Here is a 17872-nt window from a genome sequence, read left to right on the forward strand (position 1 = left end):
GGGTGACGACCCAGCAGGGCCGCTCCGGCAGCCACGCGGCGCCGCCTCTCGTGCTGACCTCCAGCGTCCTCAACGAGGCAGCGAAGTTCTTCGAGGAGCGTGGCGCCTTCGGGCTCGAGGGCACTGCGATGATTAAGGCGGGCGACGTTCTTGAGCTAGTCGTCCCGCGACAGCTTGCTCACCGCGACGCGCATGGGCACGTCAACGTCGAGGTGCCTCGCGAGGGGCAGATGGATCTCGCTCTGGCCCTTGGCCCCGAGGAGATCTTCGTGGCCCGCATCCACTCCCACCCGGGGGACGCGTTTCACTCCTCGGCCGATGACGCCAACCCGATCATCTCGTACGAGGGCGGCTTGTCGGTCGTCGTGCCGTTCTTCGGACTCGGCCTTCGTCACGGGCTCGACGCCTGCGCGGTGTTCCTCTTCCACGCCGGCGGCTGGGTCGAGCTGCCGGCGGGCCCGAGGCGAAATCGGTGGGTCGTCGCGGAGCCCTTGTCATGAACGCCGACCCCCGTCTCCGGTTGCTCGGCGCTCCGGCATCCAGCGACTGGCCGGAGTCCGCCGGGGCGGTCCTCGCCCGGCTCGACGAGACCGAGGTCGTCGTCGCGGCTAGCCCGGACGCCGACGCTCCCGCGCGTGTGGCCATCGCAGCATTCGTGGCCATGATCGCCCGCCTGGTCCCCCACGTGAGGATCGACTGCGCCGGAGATCTTCCGGTCAACTGGTGGCAGGCCGAGTCCTGGGACAATCTGCTGGAGCGGCTCAAGGAGGTCCGAGCGACATCGACTACCGCCCCCACCCAGCAGATCAAGGTCGGCTTCGGTATCGCGCAGGAAGGCTATGACCTCTACGTAGGCGGTGGTGACTGGAACGTCCTCCTTGGCCTCGCTCCCGTCAACCTTGAGAACGGCAACGCTCACGCCCTTGGAGTGCACGCCGCTGCATGCCTGGCGGTAAGTCAGGTGCTGATCATGGTCCTCCGGGAGCTGGGCTTCCCCGGAGTGGCCCTCACAGACCAGGCAGGCACGTCCGGGCGGATCGAGACCAACCTCGTCGACCATGGTTTGCACACGATCGACCGCAACACCCCCGAGCAGTTCCCCCCCGTCCCCGGTCGGCCCCTGCGAGTCGGCTTCCTCGGCGTGGGGTCGGTCGGCACGAGCGCGCTGGCGCTACTGGCCACCGCGTGCTCACCCATGCTGAACCGAACCCTTCAGGCGAGCCCGTCCCTTGAGATCACGGCTGTCGACAGGGACGCCTTCGATCCCGGACGCAATCCGTACCGGTACCCGGCGCTCCTCGGCGGCGAGTCCGACCACAAGGCGCGAGGTGTCGTCGAGCGGCTTAAGGTGCTCGGCCTCGCAGCCGAGGCGGTCGTGGCCGACGTGGGCAGCTGGAACAGCACCAAGGCCGATCCTGGTTGGCGCGGTGTCTTGGTCTCGAGCGTCGACACCATCCCAGGCCGGCTCGACGTTGCTGACGTGCTGGGCGAGCGCACGCTGTCGGCCGGCGTCTCTGGTACAGAGCTCCACGTGCAGTGGGAGCGGTTCGCCGACGGGTTCGCCTGCCCGTTCTGCGACTTCGTGCGCGCTGACCCCCCACTGACCCAGGCGGGGGTGTTCGCCGAGGTCACGGGAATCCCGGTGTCGCGAGTCCTGGCCCTGCTGCTGGAAGGTGCTGCACTAGACGCCTCGGACGTCGACATGGCCATCGCTGCTGGACGGGTTCCCGAGCAGCGGCGGGAAGCGCTCATGGGTGCGCCACTCAGTGACCTCGTTCGACAGGCCTACGCCGAGGCAGAGTTCCGTCCGCAAGGGAATTCGGCTGGACCCGGAGCCGACGTCGTCGCTGTTGCCGCCCCACAGGTCTCCTGGCTCGCCGGCACCTTGATCGCCGCCGAACTCGTCAAGGACATGTTGGGTCTGCCGACCTTGAGTCGCCGCGTCGACTTGGACGCAGGAGGACTGCCCGCCGGCCTCGTGCGCAGCGTGCCGCTCGACGGCACCGGGACCTGCGTGTGCCACTCCGGAGTACGTCGCCGCTGGTACCGCGCGATGTACAGCGCAGCCGAGACCGAGCCTGCAACCCCGCCGCGTGACTCGGTGTCGTTTCTGCCGACTACGTCGGGCTAGTCGTCGATACTTCAATGGTGACGGATGCTCAGGCCGAGGAGGAGCCGCGCGGTCCCGCAGCAGGTGCGCGCATCTGCACCCCTACGGACGTCGCTGCCCAGTACCGGCGGCATCACGAGAGTCTCGCGAAGGTCGCAGCCAGGTTCTTCGAGGGGAAGCGACCGGACGCCGCCGAGAACGCGGTGATGGATGTCATGCTCCGGCTCACGGAGAGCGCCAAGGCTGGGGAACTCACCGACAAGGGCGAGGACTGGGGCCCGTACCTGCGCCGAGCCGTCCGCAACAGCTGCGTGGACATCGTCCGTCGGGAGAAGAGGGAGCGCGAGCACTTCCCGCAGGGCGATCCGGAACTGGAGCGGATCGTCGACTTGGACCCGCTGGGCGACGCAATAGCTCAGCAGCACTCGACCAGATGGCAAGTCGCGCGCCTGAAGTCAGCTCTCGCGACCCTCGACGAGAGCGAGCTCCTGATCATTTGGCTCACCTTCTGGAAGGGGGCGACCGACAAGCAGATCGGCGACCGCATCGGCACCAGCGGACAGGCAGTCGGCCAGCGCAAGAAGACCATCCTCAGGAAGCTCCTCAAGGAGGTGACGAAAGATGAGTGACCAACAAACCGGTGGAGCCGACGCCGGAACCATGGAGCCAGCCGACGGGTTCACCCGCGCGCTTCTCGACATTGCCGCAGGCAGGCCACACGACATCGCTAGCCTCCCCGAGGAAGACCAGGAACTGCTTGCAGCCGTGACCGACTGGCTGCCAGCGCTTGCAGATGCGATCGCGGACCTCCACGTCGAAGGGCGCGACAGCGACATCGACGTCCACAGCCGTGGGCTGGTCGAAGTCCGCCCCGACGATCCGATTGCCTTGATGCTCGGACTCGTTGAGGACCCTGCTGTGCGTCTCGACGGCCAGCAGCTTGCGGCTGCCCGCAGGGCCGCCGGCCTCGACATCGCCCAACTGGCAGAACGCCTCAATCGACGTGGTTGGGACGCAACAATCAAGACCGTGTCAGCCTGGGAACGGGGCAGAGTCAGCCCACCGCCAGCGACGATCAACGCGGTGGCAGAGGAGCTGGACGTTTCCTCCGAGGCGCTTCTGGCGACCGGCACCTTGGACGCGCCCACCATCGACACACTCTTCGACGACGCGGCAATTGCTGCGTTCCTAGACGAGTGGGCACGCGAGGCCAGTATCCCAGCCGAGAAGCTCGCCGAGCAGTCGAAGCGCCTGCTCGCCACCGCTGGTAGGCGGAACGCAACCTCGGCGTCCCCCGAGGCGCTCCTGGCCGTCCTCAAGCACTTCAAGAACCTGCCCGGATTCGGGGTTTCGGGATGAGCACTCGTCACACTCACGCCCGGCGGATAGTCGCCAACATCGCCGCCGACAAGCGAGCACTCATCGCAGGTAACCCGATCGCTGGGATCGAAAGCCTGGGTTACACCGTGGTTGCTGAAGCTGCCTTGACCTCCAAGCGAGGCGCCGGCGGCTGGTGTGACGGGCTCTCCTTCGCCGAGCACAACACCGTCATCTACGCCCCCACTCCCGGATCGAACCGGCAGAACTTCACTCTGCTCCACGAGGTGGGTCACATCCTGGTCGAAGACGACGACAGCGCCCTCGTTTGGCTCGCGGACCGCGACAACCCCGAGAGGGAGGTCGAACGCCTCTGTGACGAGATCGCGTCGGCACTCGTTGTCCCTGAGGAGATGCTCGACGACATCGTCGGCATTGGGCCTCTGACCGCCATGGACCTCAAGACTCTTGTGACTGTCTCTTCAGCTAGTGGGCCGGCCTGCGCCATCGCACTGGCGACACGCCTTTCATCCGGCGCTGTAGCAATCATCGATCGTGCCACCGAGATAGTCGCTCACTCCGCGCTATGTGGCGATGAACTGCAGGTATACCCGTGGCGAGGGACCAATGTTCCCGCTGGCCACCCGTTGCTGAGACTCGCCGCCGGCGCGGCGACGACAACTAGGTCCTACTGGCTTGACCGGTGGGATCGCCGCCAAGACTACTACGTCAGTGCGGTGGCGACCGAGAAGCGGATCTACGCCGTATTCAGCATCAACGACCTATGGGGGGTCGACCGGTTCCACGGTGGGCAAGCACCTCCGACGAAGTCTAACGCGCTACGAAGAGAGATCCGGTGCAGGTGCGGCTTCCGCGGCCCAGTCACCGGTTGGCCGTGCCCTGAATGCGGACACCTCTACTGCCCTGAGTGCGGCGACTGCGACTGCCAGCGACGCGCGCGGATGCAGGAGCTGTGCGGTTCCTGCTTCTGCCTCACTCCGGCCGTCGATCTCGTCGGTGGGATTTGCAGCGGCTGCCGGTGAAGTCCTCTCGAGACGTCCAACGTGGCGGGCGCAAGCTAAACCCGTGATCACGCTGGCCCCATCGCGTACCGCCCTCCGACACCTCAAACGCGAAGGGCTGCTGAATCACCGCATCGCTTCGGTCCACCGCACGCCTCCTCCCCTATCCAACGCAGAGGGGAGGACGGCGCCCGCGCACCTGCATGACTGCGGAGTTGTGGGCCGCTGGAGCGACTTCGCGCCGCCACATCCGACTCCGGGTCGAGAGACAGCCGTGCGCGCGGTCAGGGATGGAGTCACGTCGGTCCTGCTCCGGTCGACTACCTTCGGCGGCATGGTGACGTTCGAGTGGTACGACCGCCGTGCGGACGCCGACTCGCTGGCCGATCTGCTCGAGGAGCGAGGTCGCAGCTATGCGCAGCGCGCATGGGCGGCCCGCGAGCGGCGTGGGCCCACCCGGCCGACGGTCGTCGCCCGCTCTGGAAGCCAAGTGATCGGCTACATGGGTCTGCCCCGAGTTTGGTTGACACCTGACCTGTGAGGATCTGGTCCTCGCTGGAAGGATGTCCCCGTGGCAAAGCCGTATCCCAAGGAGTTCCGCGACGACGTCGTGGCCGTGGCCCGCAAGGGGCAGGTGCCGCTGACGCAGATCGCGAAGGACTTCGGTATCTCCGAAGGGTCGTTGTCGAACTGGATGAAGCAGGCCGACGTCGAGGACGGCCGACGGTCCGGGCCGACCCAGGCCGAGCGCGCCGAGCTGCGTGAGGCGCGCAAGCGGATCCGGGTGCTGGAGCAGGAGAACGAGGTCCTGCGCCGCGCGGCCGCCTACCTCGCGCAGGCGGGTCTGCCGGGAAAATAGTCTTCCCGCTCGTCCGTGAGATGGCCGCGGCCGGCGCCCGCATCAGGGTGCCGGTCGCGGTGGCGTGCCGGGTCCTGGGCCTGTCGACCCAGGGGTACTACAAGTGGCTCAAGAACCCGGTCTGCGACCGGGACTGGGACGACGCGCACGTCCTTGCCGCGATCTACGAGATCCATGGCGACGACGCGACACTCGGCTACCGGTTCATCACCGACGAGCTGGCCGACGAGCACAAGATCAGCGTCGGGGAGAACCGGGTGCACCGGTTGTGCCGGATCGCCGGCATCACCGCCAGCCACCACAAGAAGCGGTCCAAGCCCGCGACGGCCGGCCCCGCGCCGCACGACGACCTGCTCGCGGTGGTCGACGAGCACGGCGTGGTCCGTCACGAGTTCGTCGCGCACGCCCCGAACCAGGTGTGGCTGTGGGACATCTCCGAGCACCCCACCGCCGAGGGCAAGCTCTACATCTGCGCGATCAAGGACGTCTACTCGAACAAGATCGTCGGGTACTCCATCGACTCGCGCATGAAGTCGTCCCTCGCGCGGGCGGCGATGCGCAACGCGATCGCGCTGCGCTCACCGGCCGGCACGGTGTGTCATTCGGACCGAGGCGGCCAGTTCCGTGCCAAGGCGACCCAGCGGCTGCTGGCGAACAACGGCCTGGTCGGGTCGATGGGCCGCTCCTACGGCGCGGGCGACAACGCGAGCATGGAGAGCTTCTTCTCCCTGCTGCAGAAGAACGTCCTGAACACCCGCCGCTGGCACACCCGCGACGACCTGCGCCTGGCGATCGTGACCTGGATCGAGACCAAGTACAACCGCCGACGCCGCCAACGCGCCCTCGGCAAACTCACGCCCGTCGAGTTTGAGATGATCTACACGGCCGCAGACGCGGCCTGACTACCGCAAACCCCGAGTGTCAACCAGACCGGGGGCAGACCCAGCGACCCGAGCGGACGGTTCTCGTTCTTCAGATCGCTCGGCTTCGAACCCCTACTCCCGAACGACCCCACGGACGCCGTGTGCGCTCCGACACGCACTGTCCTCGAGCGGGCATCGTCGACCACACAACCCGGCTGAGAACCGATCGGAGCTGCGCTCGGTCCTCAGCCTCGGCTTGTCGGCGAGTCCGGGCCTCGGGCGGGACCGAGGGGTGAGGGTCGCGCATGTGATCCCCGAGGCTGCAGTCCGCATCAACCGCTTCTGCGCTTGGGCCACGGCACGCCGGCAGCGGCGGCAGCGGCGCGAGGTTGCCGATCTCGTCCAGGGCGAGGAGCAGCGGCGGGTCGAGCCGCGCACCGGGCGACGCCGCTGCGATCCGTCGGGCCGTTTCCACCATGTCCTCGACGAGCGCCGCAACGATCGGCGCCGCGGCGCCGGCCCCGGATGCGGTTCCCAGCACGTACAGCGTCCCGCGGTCGCGCAGGAACGCCGCGGGGTCGAACTCCTCGCCCTCCCGCGGCGAGACCGCGTCCAGCACCCGAGGGTCAGCCAGCGCGAACAGCGCCTGCCGGACACCGAGCCAGATGGAGTCGCGGGTGCGGGGGCCGGAGTTCGCGGCCTGCTCGAGCGCTTTGTCCCAGCCCAGCGCCGCCGAGGGTCGCCCCAGGATGGTGATGGCCTCGGTGACCGCCGCCGGGTCGAGCGACCACCGGTAGAGGTCCCGCACGGCCCGGCCGTCGAGGGCAGCAGCGTGCAGCAGCGCGCGCAGGACCGTCTCGGTCTGCGCCTGCCAGAAGTCGCCGCCGCTGGTGCCCCGTGAGATCCCGGTCCCGGCGGCCAGGCCTCGGGCGCGGATCATCGCGATCTGCGGGACGTCGCACCCGCGCACCGGCGACCACCGGAATCCGTCGGGCACACCAGCTGCGAGGGCCTGCGGATCAAAGACTGCGACCGGCCCGATCTCTCGCCTCGCCGCGTAGGTGGCGGCGAGGTTGTCCGGCCGGGTCGACGTCGTGACGACGGCGCCCGGGGCGTCGAAGAGCATCGGGATGACCACGTGCCCCTTGCCCGACCGCGGCGGCCCGACGACGAGGATCGAGTCCTCCACCGACGCCCACGCCTGCGCGCCGTGTGACCGGCCGAGCAGGTAGCCGACCTCGCGAGGGTGCGGGCGAGGCAGGGACGGCCGCGCATGGCGTGCGCGGCGGGTGACAGTCCGCGGCCTGGCGGCTTCCAGCACCTCGCTTCTGGTCGCGGTGCCCGGGAGGTTGCGCGGGGCGGCGCGACGACGTCGCGCATCCCCGCGGGACCATCGAACGAGTGCGATCCCCACGGCCGCCACCGCCGCAACCACGACACCTGTCACCGCCCATTAGGCGACCGGCCCGGGCATCGGCGTCCCCCACGCGGCGCTCGGATCGGACGGCTCGCGAACGACGGCGAGTGAGCCGGACAACCAGGCATGCGGCGCCTCGCGCCCAGTCACGACGGCCGCCCGCCGCAGCGCCTACCCACAGCACCCCAGCCGCACCGACGAGCGCAGCCAGAGCACCGAAGGCGACATCCGTCAGCGACCCCGACGGCGCCACGCGGCTCCCAGGCTCGCGTCCCACGCCAACGCTCACGGCCGCCCCGCCATCCGCGCCCCGGTGTCGAACACCTCGAGCTCACCGCGCGTCAGCTGGTGCTGGGTGACGAACGCCCGATCGCGGATGCGCCACAGCCCTTGCCCGACGCCGAGGGTCGGCAGCAGCTCCGTCTCGGTCTCGGTCAGCCCGAGCGCCAGGGCGGACCCGGCGAGCTGGTCGGCCTCCTGGCGGTAGACGATGCGCGTCGAGCAGTCGGCGAGCAGGCCCTGGGCCAGGGCGCGGACCTCCGAGCCGAGGTCGCCGATGGCGTCGAGGTCGGACAGCCGATGGATCACCTTGAGGTTGGCGATCCCGTACGCACGCGAGAGCTTCCACTGGGCCTGCATCCGCCGGATCAGCGCCGGGTGCCGCATGACCCGCCACGCCTCTCGACTCCCGTGGAGCCGGGAGCACGTCGGCGGCGATGGTCGAACCGCACCGACGCGCCAGGTAGTGATCCTGGAGCACCTGCGAGCGGCGATGCCCTGAGACCTACTGTGACGAGAAGTGGCCGATTCGGGCCCTTCGGGCAGACTTGCGTCGTGTGGCCATTCCGACGCAAGACTGCGCCGCGGGCCACTCCGCTGCCCCGAGGAACGGAACCTCAGCTTGGCGCCCCAGCGGACGCAGACGTCGATGCCGAAGCCCGTTCGACGACGCCTGCCACCGCGCCGCCGACCGACATGGTCGCCAGCAGCTTGGCCGCCATCTCGACACAGCTCGAGTCGATCGAGAGCGAGATGGCAGCACGTGCCCAACAGGACGCCGAAGCACGCAGGCGCCGCGCTGAGGATGCCCTCGTTCGTGACGCGATCGGCGATCCAAGCTCGCCCAGCGGGATTCTCTGCTTGTTCCTGCTCGCTCGTGGTTGGCAGATGCTGAAGCAGCAGTTGCTCACGTGGGAACGGGACCAGCAGCTGGTCGCAGTCGTCCACGTGCAGGACCCGGATCACGTGTCCCTGTCGCTCAACGGTGAGCGTCAAGTGCGGCTACTTGGCGTTCAGCGCGTGTACGACCACCTCGACGAGATCGAGCACCACGAGCGTGGAGGTCGGCTGCCCGGGTGGCTGGTCGCGGACTTCTGGTGGTCCAGTTGGTTGGTGCGACGGCCCGACGCGGACGATCGCTTCCCCGAGTGGTTCGACGGTTGGCGTCACGAGAGACTGCTCGATGACGGGCACCAGTTCACGCTGCTCGAGGGCGAGTTCGCTGGGGCGGTGGCGACACTGCCAGCAAGGCCAGCTCGCTGGATCAAGAACGCGCCGAGCACGCTCAACGTGACAATGCCCGATGGTCGCCAAGCGACCTTCTGGGCCAGCGAGGCGAATCGGGTCCTTCCCCACTTCAAGTCACCCGAAGACCAGACCGGGTGGGCGTTCCCGCTGCGGAACGTCGCATCGATCCTCGAACCCGCGTTGGCCATCCATGAGCAACTCGCCCCTCGCGGCTGGCGTTTCCGCGGATGCGGACCCTTTGCGATCTGGTTACCACAAGACGAGCGCCCGGTTCAGGTGGTGCTGATCCGATTGCCTTCCACGCCAACGCCTGCGGTGCGCGTGATCTTCACGGTCTCCGAGGGCATCGCGACCTCGGCCGACGTGACGCTGGTTCAGCTGACCGAGCGAATCGCCGAGGTCGAGGCGTACGAAGCCGGCGCGGTACCACCGGTGTGGGCGACCGACCGGCTGCCCTAGGCGCCGCCGGCTCTCGGGAGCGCAGATGGGTTGTCCGACCGTGCCCCGTCGGGCAAGCGCTCCTGAGCGTTCCACGCAACGGTGATCTGCTCGGACACGACGCGCTGCTCGGCGGGCCCTCCCGCTCGAGGCAGGGCCGAACCGTCAGGGGTACCCCTCGAGGCCGGGCAGCACGAGGTAGGCGACCATCGCCAGCTGCCCGTCGGTCTGATCGACCCCGCCGCCGGTGGGGCACCTGATCGTCACCACCTGCTGCACACCGGGCGAGGCGAGGACCCGGGCGCTGACCATCACCCACGTCCCGTCGGCAGGGTCACGACCGACCGCGCGGGCGACGTCGTAGGTGGGTCCCGCCTCACCCAAGGGCTCATCCAGGCCGCGCACGGCGAGCGCCGGGCCGGCCACGGTGTCGAGCTGCCGGAGACGGTCGGTGACCAGCGCGATCGAGGCGGTCTCGTCGTCAGTCCCGGGAGTCGCCTGCGCCGGGCCGAGCTCATCGAGCACCGTGCAGCCGTTGCCGGAGTTCTCCAGAGCGCGCGTCGCCGTGACGCCGGGCGACGGCTCGGGTGCGGAGGTCTGACCCGGTTGCGCGGACCAGTCCCAGACCTCCTCCAGGGTGTCGTGGAACAGCACCTCCTGATCCGCGGCGAGCGCGGCGCCGTCGGCGAACGTCAGGCTCGACGACGGCTCCCCCGGTGGCGGAGCGGTCCAGGACGGGGGTGACGTGCTGTCGTCGGCGTCGGTGGGCGAGGGTGCGGGCGCGCACGCGGCCAGGATTGCCGTCGCAAGCAGCGCCACGGCACCGGCCTTCGCCGCGGATCCGGCGTCGCTCGTGCTCACTCCCGGGACGCTACGCCGTCCGCTCCGCGTCCGGGCCGGAACCGGGAAGCGTCGGCGTGCGGGTCGGGCCGGTGGGCGTTCCCCGCTGGGCGAACACAGGCGCGGAATGGTCGACCGACCTGCGGTGGTTCGGAAGGGCAGCACGTGGTGCCTGATCCTTCGACGGGCACTCCCTCCAACGAGACGAGGTGTCCGCCATGACCGCCACGACCTTCGACGCCCCCACGACCACCGCCGGGCTCACACGGCAGGACCGCTGCGACCGCTGCGGCGCGCAGGCGTTCGTCAAGGCGACGATCCACACGGCCGACGACATGGAGCTGCTCTTCTGCGGGCACCACTTCCGGGCCCACGAGCTCAAGCTCGTCGCCGCCGGTGCCACGATCCAGGACGAGCGCCACCGCATCGACGAGCACTCGCCCGAGAGCTAGGCCCGGCAGCATGCGCCCGAGCGGATGACCGCCCGCATCGGGCCCGCATCAGCCTGGTGACGAAACGGCAACCCGCGCCCCCCGTGCGCTGAAGCCGCCCTAGCGTGCGGGCATGTCGACGAACGCGCAGGGATGGCCCACCCGGCTGCGGCGCGCGGGCGTGGCGGTCGTGCTCGTCGTGGGGGCGGGTGCTGCGATCGCGACGACGCCGGCCGTCGCGGAGTGCCCCGATCCGCCGCCGGACGGCGTCGTGAGCGACTTCTACGGACAGCAGGACTCCGACTGGGACATGGTGCGGGGGACGTCGCCCTCGGAGTTCGCCGTCAGCGGGTACGACATCGTCCAGGGACAGGTCAGTGCGCCATCCTGCCTGACCGCCGATGACGCAGGGGTCCCCGTCGCTGTCGACTTCATGCTCGGCTACGACCAGCTGGGCCCGATCCCGGAGGAGACGTTGCGGACACTGACCGTGGAGGACGGACTCGGACGCTCCTGGTCGCCGCGAGAGGTCACCACCCGGGAACGTTTCCCCGCGACGTCGGAAGGCGGCGAACAGTCTCGGTCCTACGCCCGAGTCCAGTTCCAGCTGCCGATCGACCTCGTGGCTCCGGTGTCGTTGCACCTGGGCGCCTTGGGCGATGCGACCCTCAGCGAGCTGTCCTTGGACGAGGCCCGACCGACACCCGACGCAACCTCGCCCGAGACGACATCGTGACCGCCCCGGTCCGTGGAGACCTCCTGCTGCACCACGTCGCCCTCGTGAGCCTCGCCGTCCTGCTGCTCAACGATCACGTGCTCAAGGCGGCCGCGCCGGGCTGGGTGACCGGGAAGCTGTCGGACGTCGCCGGACTGGCATTCTTCCCGTTCTTGCTGCTTACGGGCTATGAGGTGCTTCTGCGGCGAGCACCCTCCGTGCGGTCCGCACGGGCCGCCGCCGGGGTCACGGCCGTCGCCTTCGCGGCGGTCAAGCTCTCGGCCGTGGCCCGGGCGCTCTACTCGGGCACCGTGGGCCTGCTCCGCTACCCGGTCGACGTGCTGGTCGCCGGCGCGGACTCGCCGGTACCGGTCGTCGTCCAGCCCGACGCGAGCGACGTCGTGGCGGTCATCGCGTGCGCCCTGGTCGTGCTCGCTGCGCGGCGACGCATCACGCGGTGGGAGCGCGAGAACAGGGGTGCGGGGTGCCGGTCGGGCGAAGCCCGCGCAGGGTGAGGCGCCGCCAAACCGGACGCGGGTGGCCGAACCCGACGAACTCTCCGGCGGCAGGCCCGGACGGCCTGCCGGTTCACCCGTTCGCCACCGCCTGGCGGCCCGATCCCGTCCGATCGGGGGGGCAAGCACCTAGCCGACGAGGACCTGACGATGCCACGCCCCCGCACGCCCCACCTGTTCGCAGCCCGCGCTCTGACGACCGCGATCGGTCTGGCCACCGCCACGCTGCTCGCGTTCGTGGGCCTGAGCCCGTTGCCCGCGTCGGCCGCGACCACGCCGGACCGTCTGACGAGCGGGCAGCAGCTGGCGTCCGGGGCGTCGCTGGTGGCGACGACGAGCACGCACCGGCTGACGATGGGCGCGGACGGCGACGTGACGATCCGGCTGGGCAGCGGACCGGTGCTGTGGCACACGGGGACGACGGGCAACCCGGGTGCGCGTCTCGTGCAGCAGACCTCGGGTGCGCTCGAGGTGCGGTCGGCCACCGGGGCGCTGCTGTGGAGCACGGGCACGGCGTCGACGGGTGCGCGTTCGATCATCAAGCCGGACGGTGTGCTGTACACGATCGACACGGCGGGTCGGACGGCCTGGCGTTCGACGACGAACGGACCGGCGCTCAAGGTGGGCGGGACCGACCGGGTGGCCTCGGGCGGGCTGCTGCTGGCGGGCGAGCAGATCGCCGCGGGCGAGGCACGGCTGACCATGGGGACGGACGGCAACCTGGTCCTCACCTCGGCGGGCACGGCCGTGTGGCAGACGGGCACCGCCCTGCGCGGCGCGTCTGCCCGGGTGACGACGACCGGTGACCTGCAGGTCGTCGCGGGCACGTCGGTGCTGTGGTCGGCTCGAGCCGTCTCGGCAGGCGCGCGCCTGGTCGTCAAGGACCACGCGCGCATCTACCTGATCTCGACGGGTGGGGCGAACGTGTGGTCCTCCCCCGCAGCGCCCGTGGCGAAGGTGCCGACGGTCGTCCAGCTGCCGCTGCCCGCACCGCTGCCGGTGACCTCGGGCCTCGGTTCGTCCTCGGGCTCGAGCACCTCCGGCTCCGGCACGACGGGTGAGCGCACCTACGGCACGGTCCTCGCCCGTGCGGCGCAGTACGCGGACCCGACCTCGGTCGTGGCGCGTGCCGCGCAGACGGCACGCGCGGCGGGCCGTACAGCGGATGCGACGTTGCTGGACAAGATCGCGGGAGGCGGCTCGGCCCGCTGGCTGAGCACGGCCGACGGCACGTCGAGCGTGCGCACGTACGCCGCGGCGGCCACCGCGGCGGGCCGGACACCGGTGTTCGTCACCTACGCGATCCCGGACCGCGACTGCGGCAGCCACTCGGCGGGCGGCTTCACGACCTCCGCCGAGTACGACGCGTGGGCACGTGCCGTCGCCGCCGGGCTCGTCGGGTCGCGGGCCGTGGTGGTTGTCGAGCCGGATGCGCTGCTGCAGCTGGACCGCTGCGGCAACCGGACCGAGAGGCTGGGGATGCTGAGCCGTTCCGTGGACGCGTACGTCGCGGCGGGCGCCGAGGTGTACCTCGATGCGGCGAGCGCGAGCAGCTTCGGGTGGAGCACGGCCCAGCTGGTCGACATGGCGCAGCGGCTGCGCGCGGCGGGCGTCGACCGCGCGGCCGGCTTCGCGGTCGGTGTCGCGAACTTCCAGCGCACCGAGCACGAGGTGGCCTACGGCCGGTACCTGTCGGCTCTGCTGGGTGGTCCGGCGTTCGTGGTCGACACCTCGCGCAACGGCAACGGTCCGCTCGCCGGGCCGGACGGCACCGTGTGGTGCAACCCCGACGGGCGTGCGCTCGGTGCCCGCCCCGCCGCGACGGGCACGGGCCCGTACGTCGCGAACCTCTGGATCAAGTCGCTCGGCCTGTCCGACGGCACGTGCAACGGCGGCCCGGCCGCCGGGACCTACTGGGAGCCGTACCTGCTCGGACTGGCGTCCCGCGCGAGCTGGTGACGCCCTGCGGACCTCTCGGGTCCGCCGCAGACTGGGGCGCGGAGGTGGTGACCGTGACCGACACGTACCCGACCGTCGCGCAGGTGGTGCTCGACACCACCGATGCCCGCGCCCTCGCCGAGTTCTACCGGCGCCTGCTCGGCTGGACCTACCCGCCCGGCCACGAGCAGGTCGACCCGGCCGGTGACGACTGGCTGAACCTGCGCAACCCGGCGGGCGGCGTCGGGCTCGCGTTCCAGCAGGTGGAGGCCCTGCCGCCGTCGAGCTGGCCGGACGCCACGATCCCGCAGCAGCTGCACCTCGACCTGACGGTGCCGGACCTCGACGCGCTCACCGTGCAGCACGACCGCGCGCTCGACCTCGGCGCACGTGAGCTGCTGGACCGCACCGACGATCCCGACGAGCCGCTCTACGTCTTCGCCGACCCCGCCGGCCACCCGTTCTGCATCTTCGTCGCCTGACGTCGGTGCGCCGCGGTCAGCGGCTCAACGGCTCAGCGGCTCAGCGGCTCAGCGGTAGCCGTCCCACACGGGCGAGGGGAACAGCACGCGCTCGAACCGCAGCCACTCCTCGACGAGGTCGATCGTGGGGCTGCGGAACAGGCGGACCTGGATGCCGTCCATCGCCTCGAGGCTCATCTCGACGAGGTGCCGGATGTCGTCGAACGACGCGATCGACGGCGGCAGCCGCCAGGAGACGCCGCTGTACTGCTTCCAGACGGACGAGGGGCGGTCGGCGAAGTACGCGTGCGCGGGGTGCGCCTCCGAGGACGCCTCGGTGCCGAGCACCATGTACAGCTGGATGAGGTGCGGCCGGGTGGCGTTGAACTTCACGAGGTAGCGCAGGTACCCGGGGAACGAGGGCCCGTCGGGGTGCACGGCCTCGGGAGTGCCGGTGGCGATGTAGTCCTGCGGGGTGCCCGCACGGTCGTACTGCTGCTCGACGATGAGCTCGAGCAGGCCTTCCTTGTTGCGCACGTAGTGCAGCAGGCCGGCCTGGGTGATGCCGACCTCGTCGGCGACGTCCTGCAGGGAGACGCCGTAGAAGCCCTTGCGGGCGACGAGCCGGGTGGCGGCGGCGAGGATCTGCTCGGTGCGCTGCTCGGGGGTCAGCCGGACCCGCTTGCGCACCTCGCGAACGCCCTGCTGATCGGCCACGTCGCCACCTCCTTCGACGCGTGAGGCTATCGCGCTCACAGGTTCGGGTTTGACATGCCGGGTGGGTCGACCTAGTTTCCTCGCTGTTATCTAGTGGGTACTCGGTAGTGGGTCCGTGGCGTCGAAGCCTCGGGTCCGTGACTGCCGGGCACCACGGCGGCAGCCGCCGCCACCGCGTTCGACGAGGACCGCAATCCCACCCGGGAGCTCCGACGTCGGCGCACCTGGGTGCTCCAACCAAAGAAGGTGGACATGGAAACCCAGGCACCAGCAGCCGTCGCTGAGGCCGTGCTCGAGCCTGCTCGGACACCGGACGAGCTCGCCCCCGACACCGCGCAGCCCTTCACCACCGGCCGCACGATCCGCTTCGGTGCCGGCTTCATGCTCTTCGGCCTGCTGTGGTGCGTCGGCCTGATGATCGTCGCGGCCGTGCTCCTGCCGCAGCGGCTCACCGACCTGGGCGTGGCCTTCCCTGCCGCGATGCTCGGCACGATCAACGCGATCACCGCCGTGGTCTCGCTGGTCTCGAACCTCGTCGTCGGCAACCTGTCCGACCGCACGCGTGCCCGGTTCGGCCGGCGCACCCCGTGGATCCTCGGCGGCGCCGTGCTGGGTGGGCTCTCGCTCACCGGCGTCGGCCTGCTCGAGAGCCCGGTCCTGCTGACGGTCTCGTACTGCCTGTCGATGGTCGGCCTCAACATGATGCTGGCCCCGGCCGTCGCGGTCCTCTCCGACCGGGTGCCCATGCGCCTGCGCGGCACGATGTCGGCGCTCTACGGCGGTGGCCTCGTCGCAGGCCAGGCGCTCGGCACGCTCATCGGCGCGGCGTTCATCACCAACGCGGTGCCCGGGTTCGTCCTCGGCGGCGCGCTCATGCTGCTCGGCGGGGTCATCGCCCTGGTCCTGTGGCCGCGCGAGCTGTCGGCGGGGAACCTGCCCGCGAACGTCGGCGGCTTCAAGGAGCTGCTGGTCTCGTTCCGCCCGCCGCGCAACGCCCCCGACTTCTACAAGGCGTTCGTCGGCCGCCTGCTCATGCTGGTCAGCTACCAGATGATCACCGCGTACCAGCTGTACATCGTGCAGGACCACATCGGGCAGAGCACCAAGGAGTCCGCCGCGACGATCGCCACGATGTCGGTCATCACGATGATCGTGTCGCTGCTCGCCTCGGTCGGCGCCGGTCCCATCTCGGACAGGATCGGCCGCCGCAAGGTGCCGGTCGTCGTGGCCAGCGCGCTGTTCGCCGTCGGCATCGCGATGCCGTGGATCATGCCCACGACCACCGGCATGTTCCTCTACGCGGGCATCGCCGGCTTCGGCTACGGCGTCTACACCTCGGTCGACCAGGCCCTCAACGTCGACGTGCTGCCCAGCGTGGAGAACGCCGGCAAGGACCTCGGCATCCTCAACCTGGCGACCACGCTCGGCCAGACCGTCGGCCCGATCCTCACCTCGACGATCGTCGTGGCCACCGGCACCTACGCGGTGGCGTTCCCGGTCGCGATCGCGATGGCGCTGCTCGGGTGCGTGTTCATCCTGAAGATCCGCTCCGTGCGCTGACGCCTCGCTCACCGCACCAGGAGGGGGCCGTCTCCGCACCCGCGGGGTCGGCCCCCTCTTGCGCGCGTCCCAGGAACCGTCAGTCGACGGCCTCCGCGAGCGCTGCCCCCGTCGCCGCGCCCGCGTCACGCACGTGGCCGACGAGCGCGAGCACCAGCCCGAGGACGGCCCACCCGGCGAGGACGAGCCAGGGGAAGGCTGTGGGGGCCGCCGGGAAGTACGACAGGTCGCGCAGCAGCGTGCTCCCGGCACCGGGCGGGAACCACTGCCCGACGGCACCCCAGGGCGAGGCGATCATCTCGACCGGCATCGCCGAGGCCGAGATCGGGTTGGCGACGAGCAGGAACAGCACCGGCCCGAGCGCCACGCCCCGTCGGCCGACCACGGCGGTGAAGCCGACGATCACGCCGCTGATCGCGAGCAGCGCGAGGCCGACGGCTGCCGCGTCCGCCCAGAACGGGCCGACCAACGCCCCGAACCAGCCCTGCAGGACGGCCGTCACGCCGAGACCGGCGACGACCGCGTAGAGCCCGACGGCGGTCACCCGACGCCTGGCGCCCACGACGGTCGTGGAGATGACGACCCCGCCGAGGATCCCACCGAGCACGAGCGGGAACGTCGCCGCCCCGAGCACCACGCCCCTCGGGTCGTCCGTCGAGAGCGGCACGACGTCGGTGACGGCGACCGTGATCGGCGCGGCGAGCTCGACGCCCTGCGCCTGCGCCGCGGCGGTGAGCTGCGCCTGCAGCACGGGGGCGAGCCCGGCGAGGGTCTGCGCAACGACCGGGCTCGCGGCTGACGCGGTGAGCACCTCGGGCTCCGCTCCCAGGACGACGGCGCCGTAGACGTCGCGGCTCTCGATCAGCTCGACCGCGGCGGCCCGGTCCTGCGCAGGCGTCAGCGCGAAGGCCCCGGGAGCGCGTTCGTCGAGGGCCGCTCCGAGCGCGTCCGTGACCGCCTGGTCGCCCACGACGGCCACGGGCACGTCCTGCGCGTCGGCGGTCACGCTCGGCCACAGGAACGCCATGACGACGACCGCGAGCGCGGCGGCGAGCCCGAGGCAGGTGACGACGAGGTGCCGCCACGGGGTGTGCGGGGTGCGGGTCACGGGAGTCTCCCCTTCAAACCGAACGTTCGTTCTC

The 17872-nt window shown here is 70.4% G+C and carries 18 protein-coding genes and 1 pseudogene; 14 read left to right on the top strand and 5 right to left on the bottom strand.

Translation table 11 applies throughout. The features are described from left to right. Window positions 1-2: 2 nt before the first annotated feature. The 7 genes from BKA22_RS04980 (at window position 3) to BKA22_RS05010 (ending at window position 6210) form a co-directional block, all read left to right on the top strand. On the top strand, window positions 3-500 hold the full coding sequence (locus BKA22_RS04980) for a hypothetical protein (RefSeq protein WP_146954872.1): 498 nt from the start codon (window positions 3-5) through the stop codon (window positions 498-500). Next, window positions 497-2131, top strand: a complete 1635-nt coding sequence (locus tag BKA22_RS04985; RefSeq protein WP_146954871.1) for a hypothetical protein — start codon at window positions 497-499, stop codon at window positions 2129-2131. Before BKA22_RS04980 ends, BKA22_RS04985 begins: the two co-directional genes overlap by 4 nt. 17 nt (window positions 2132-2148) lie before the next feature. Continuing rightward, complete coding sequence (locus tag BKA22_RS04990; RefSeq protein ID WP_179561644.1) at window positions 2149-2739, top strand: sigma-70 family RNA polymerase sigma factor; 591 nt, start codon at window positions 2149-2151, stop codon at window positions 2737-2739. Beyond that, entirely contained in the window at window positions 2732-3469 is a 738-nt protein-coding gene (locus BKA22_RS04995) for a helix-turn-helix domain-containing protein (protein WP_146954869.1), read from the top strand. The genes BKA22_RS04990 and BKA22_RS04995 overlap by 8 nt, the downstream gene beginning before the upstream one ends. After that, complete coding sequence (locus tag BKA22_RS05000; RefSeq protein ID WP_146954868.1) at window positions 3466-4470, top strand: ImmA/IrrE family metallo-endopeptidase; 1005 nt, start codon at window positions 3466-3468, stop codon at window positions 4468-4470. Before BKA22_RS04995 ends, BKA22_RS05000 begins: the two co-directional genes overlap by 4 nt. A gap of 313 nt (window positions 4471-4783) precedes the next feature. Beyond that, window positions 4784-4990 (top strand): hypothetical protein, encoded by a 207-nt coding sequence (locus BKA22_RS05005; RefSeq protein ID WP_179561645.1) that lies wholly within the window; start codon window positions 4784-4786, stop codon window positions 4988-4990. 30 nt (window positions 4991-5020) lie between these two features. Beyond that, window positions 5021-6210 (top strand): IS3 family transposase gene (locus BKA22_RS05010; protein WP_146954895.1). Its coding sequence is split into 2 segments (ribosomal slippage): window positions 5021-5299 and window positions 5302-6210, totalling 1188 coding nucleotides; the frame shifts between segments, so codons are not numbered across the junction. A 70-nt stretch (window positions 6211-6280) separates the two neighbouring features. Here the strand turns inward: BKA22_RS05010 and BKA22_RS05015 are convergent. Then, the gene (locus BKA22_RS05015; RefSeq protein ID WP_223203515.1) at window positions 6281-7360 is read right to left on the bottom strand and encodes a type IV secretory system conjugative DNA transfer family protein; all 1080 of its coding nucleotides are present in this window, start codon (window positions 7358-7360) and stop codon (window positions 6281-6283) included. 513 nt (window positions 7361-7873) lie between these two features. Next, a pseudogene (locus BKA22_RS05020) lies at window positions 7874-8269 on the bottom strand (ATP-binding protein); the annotation flags it as partial. Between the two features lie 294 nt (window positions 8270-8563). Between BKA22_RS05020 and BKA22_RS05025 the strand changes: the two are divergent. After that, on the top strand, window positions 8564-9574 hold the full coding sequence (locus BKA22_RS05025) for a hypothetical protein (RefSeq protein WP_146952435.1): 1011 nt from the start codon (window positions 8564-8566) through the stop codon (window positions 9572-9574). A 144-nt stretch (window positions 9575-9718) separates the two neighbouring features. Here BKA22_RS05025 and BKA22_RS05030 read toward each other — a convergent pair whose 3' ends face one another. Further along, entirely contained in the window at window positions 9719-10414 is a 696-nt protein-coding gene (locus tag BKA22_RS05030; protein WP_146952436.1) for a hypothetical protein, read from the bottom strand. A gap of 197 nt (window positions 10415-10611) precedes the next feature. Here BKA22_RS05030 and BKA22_RS05035 point away from each other — a divergent pair, with 197 nt between their 5' ends. From BKA22_RS05035 to BKA22_RS05055, 5 genes are all read left to right on the top strand, one after another. Next, the gene (locus tag BKA22_RS05035; RefSeq protein ID WP_146952437.1) at window positions 10612-10845 is read left to right on the top strand and encodes a DUF7455 domain-containing protein; all 234 of its coding nucleotides are present in this window, start codon (window positions 10612-10614) and stop codon (window positions 10843-10845) included. A gap of 112 nt (window positions 10846-10957) precedes the next feature. Continuing rightward, the gene (locus tag BKA22_RS05040) at window positions 10958-11560 is read left to right on the top strand and encodes a hypothetical protein (RefSeq protein WP_146952438.1); all 603 of its coding nucleotides are present in this window, start codon (window positions 10958-10960) and stop codon (window positions 11558-11560) included. Beyond that, on the top strand, window positions 11557-12054 hold the full coding sequence (locus tag BKA22_RS05045; RefSeq protein ID WP_146952439.1) for a hypothetical protein: 498 nt from the start codon (window positions 11557-11559) through the stop codon (window positions 12052-12054). The genes BKA22_RS05040 and BKA22_RS05045 overlap by 4 nt, the downstream gene beginning before the upstream one ends. 150 nt (window positions 12055-12204) lie before the next feature. Then, window positions 12205-14013: a glycoside hydrolase family 6 protein gene (locus BKA22_RS05050; RefSeq protein WP_146952440.1), complete on the top strand. Its 1809-nt coding sequence runs from the start codon at window positions 12205-12207 to the stop codon at window positions 14011-14013. A gap of 53 nt (window positions 14014-14066) precedes the next feature. After that, window positions 14067-14474, top strand: coding sequence for a VOC family protein (locus BKA22_RS05055; RefSeq protein ID WP_146952441.1), 408 nt, complete (start codon window positions 14067-14069; stop codon window positions 14472-14474). Window positions 14475-14522: 48 nt separating this feature from the next. On the opposite strand, the gene BKA22_RS05060 is transcribed toward BKA22_RS05055, so the two are convergent. Further along, a complete protein-coding gene (locus BKA22_RS05060) occupies window positions 14523-15170 on the bottom strand; it encodes a TetR/AcrR family transcriptional regulator (protein WP_223203516.1) in 648 nt (215 codons plus the stop codon). Between the two features lie 252 nt (window positions 15171-15422). Here BKA22_RS05060 and BKA22_RS05065 point away from each other — a divergent pair, with 252 nt between their 5' ends. Continuing rightward, complete coding sequence (locus tag BKA22_RS05065) at window positions 15423-16730, top strand: MFS transporter (protein ID WP_146952442.1); 1308 nt, start codon at window positions 15423-15425, stop codon at window positions 16728-16730. 79 nt (window positions 16731-16809) lie between these two features. On the opposite strand, the gene BKA22_RS05070 is transcribed toward BKA22_RS05065, so the two are convergent. Beyond that, window positions 16810-17838, bottom strand: a complete 1029-nt coding sequence (locus BKA22_RS05070) for a hypothetical protein (RefSeq protein ID WP_179561646.1) — start codon at window positions 17836-17838, stop codon at window positions 16810-16812. Window positions 17839-17872: the final 34 nt, after the last annotated feature.

Origin of the sequence: Cellulomonas soli (assembly GCF_013409305.1) — a bacterium.
In the GTDB taxonomy this organism is placed as follows: Bacteria; Actinomycetota; Actinomycetes; order Actinomycetales; family Cellulomonadaceae; genus Cellulomonas; species Cellulomonas soli.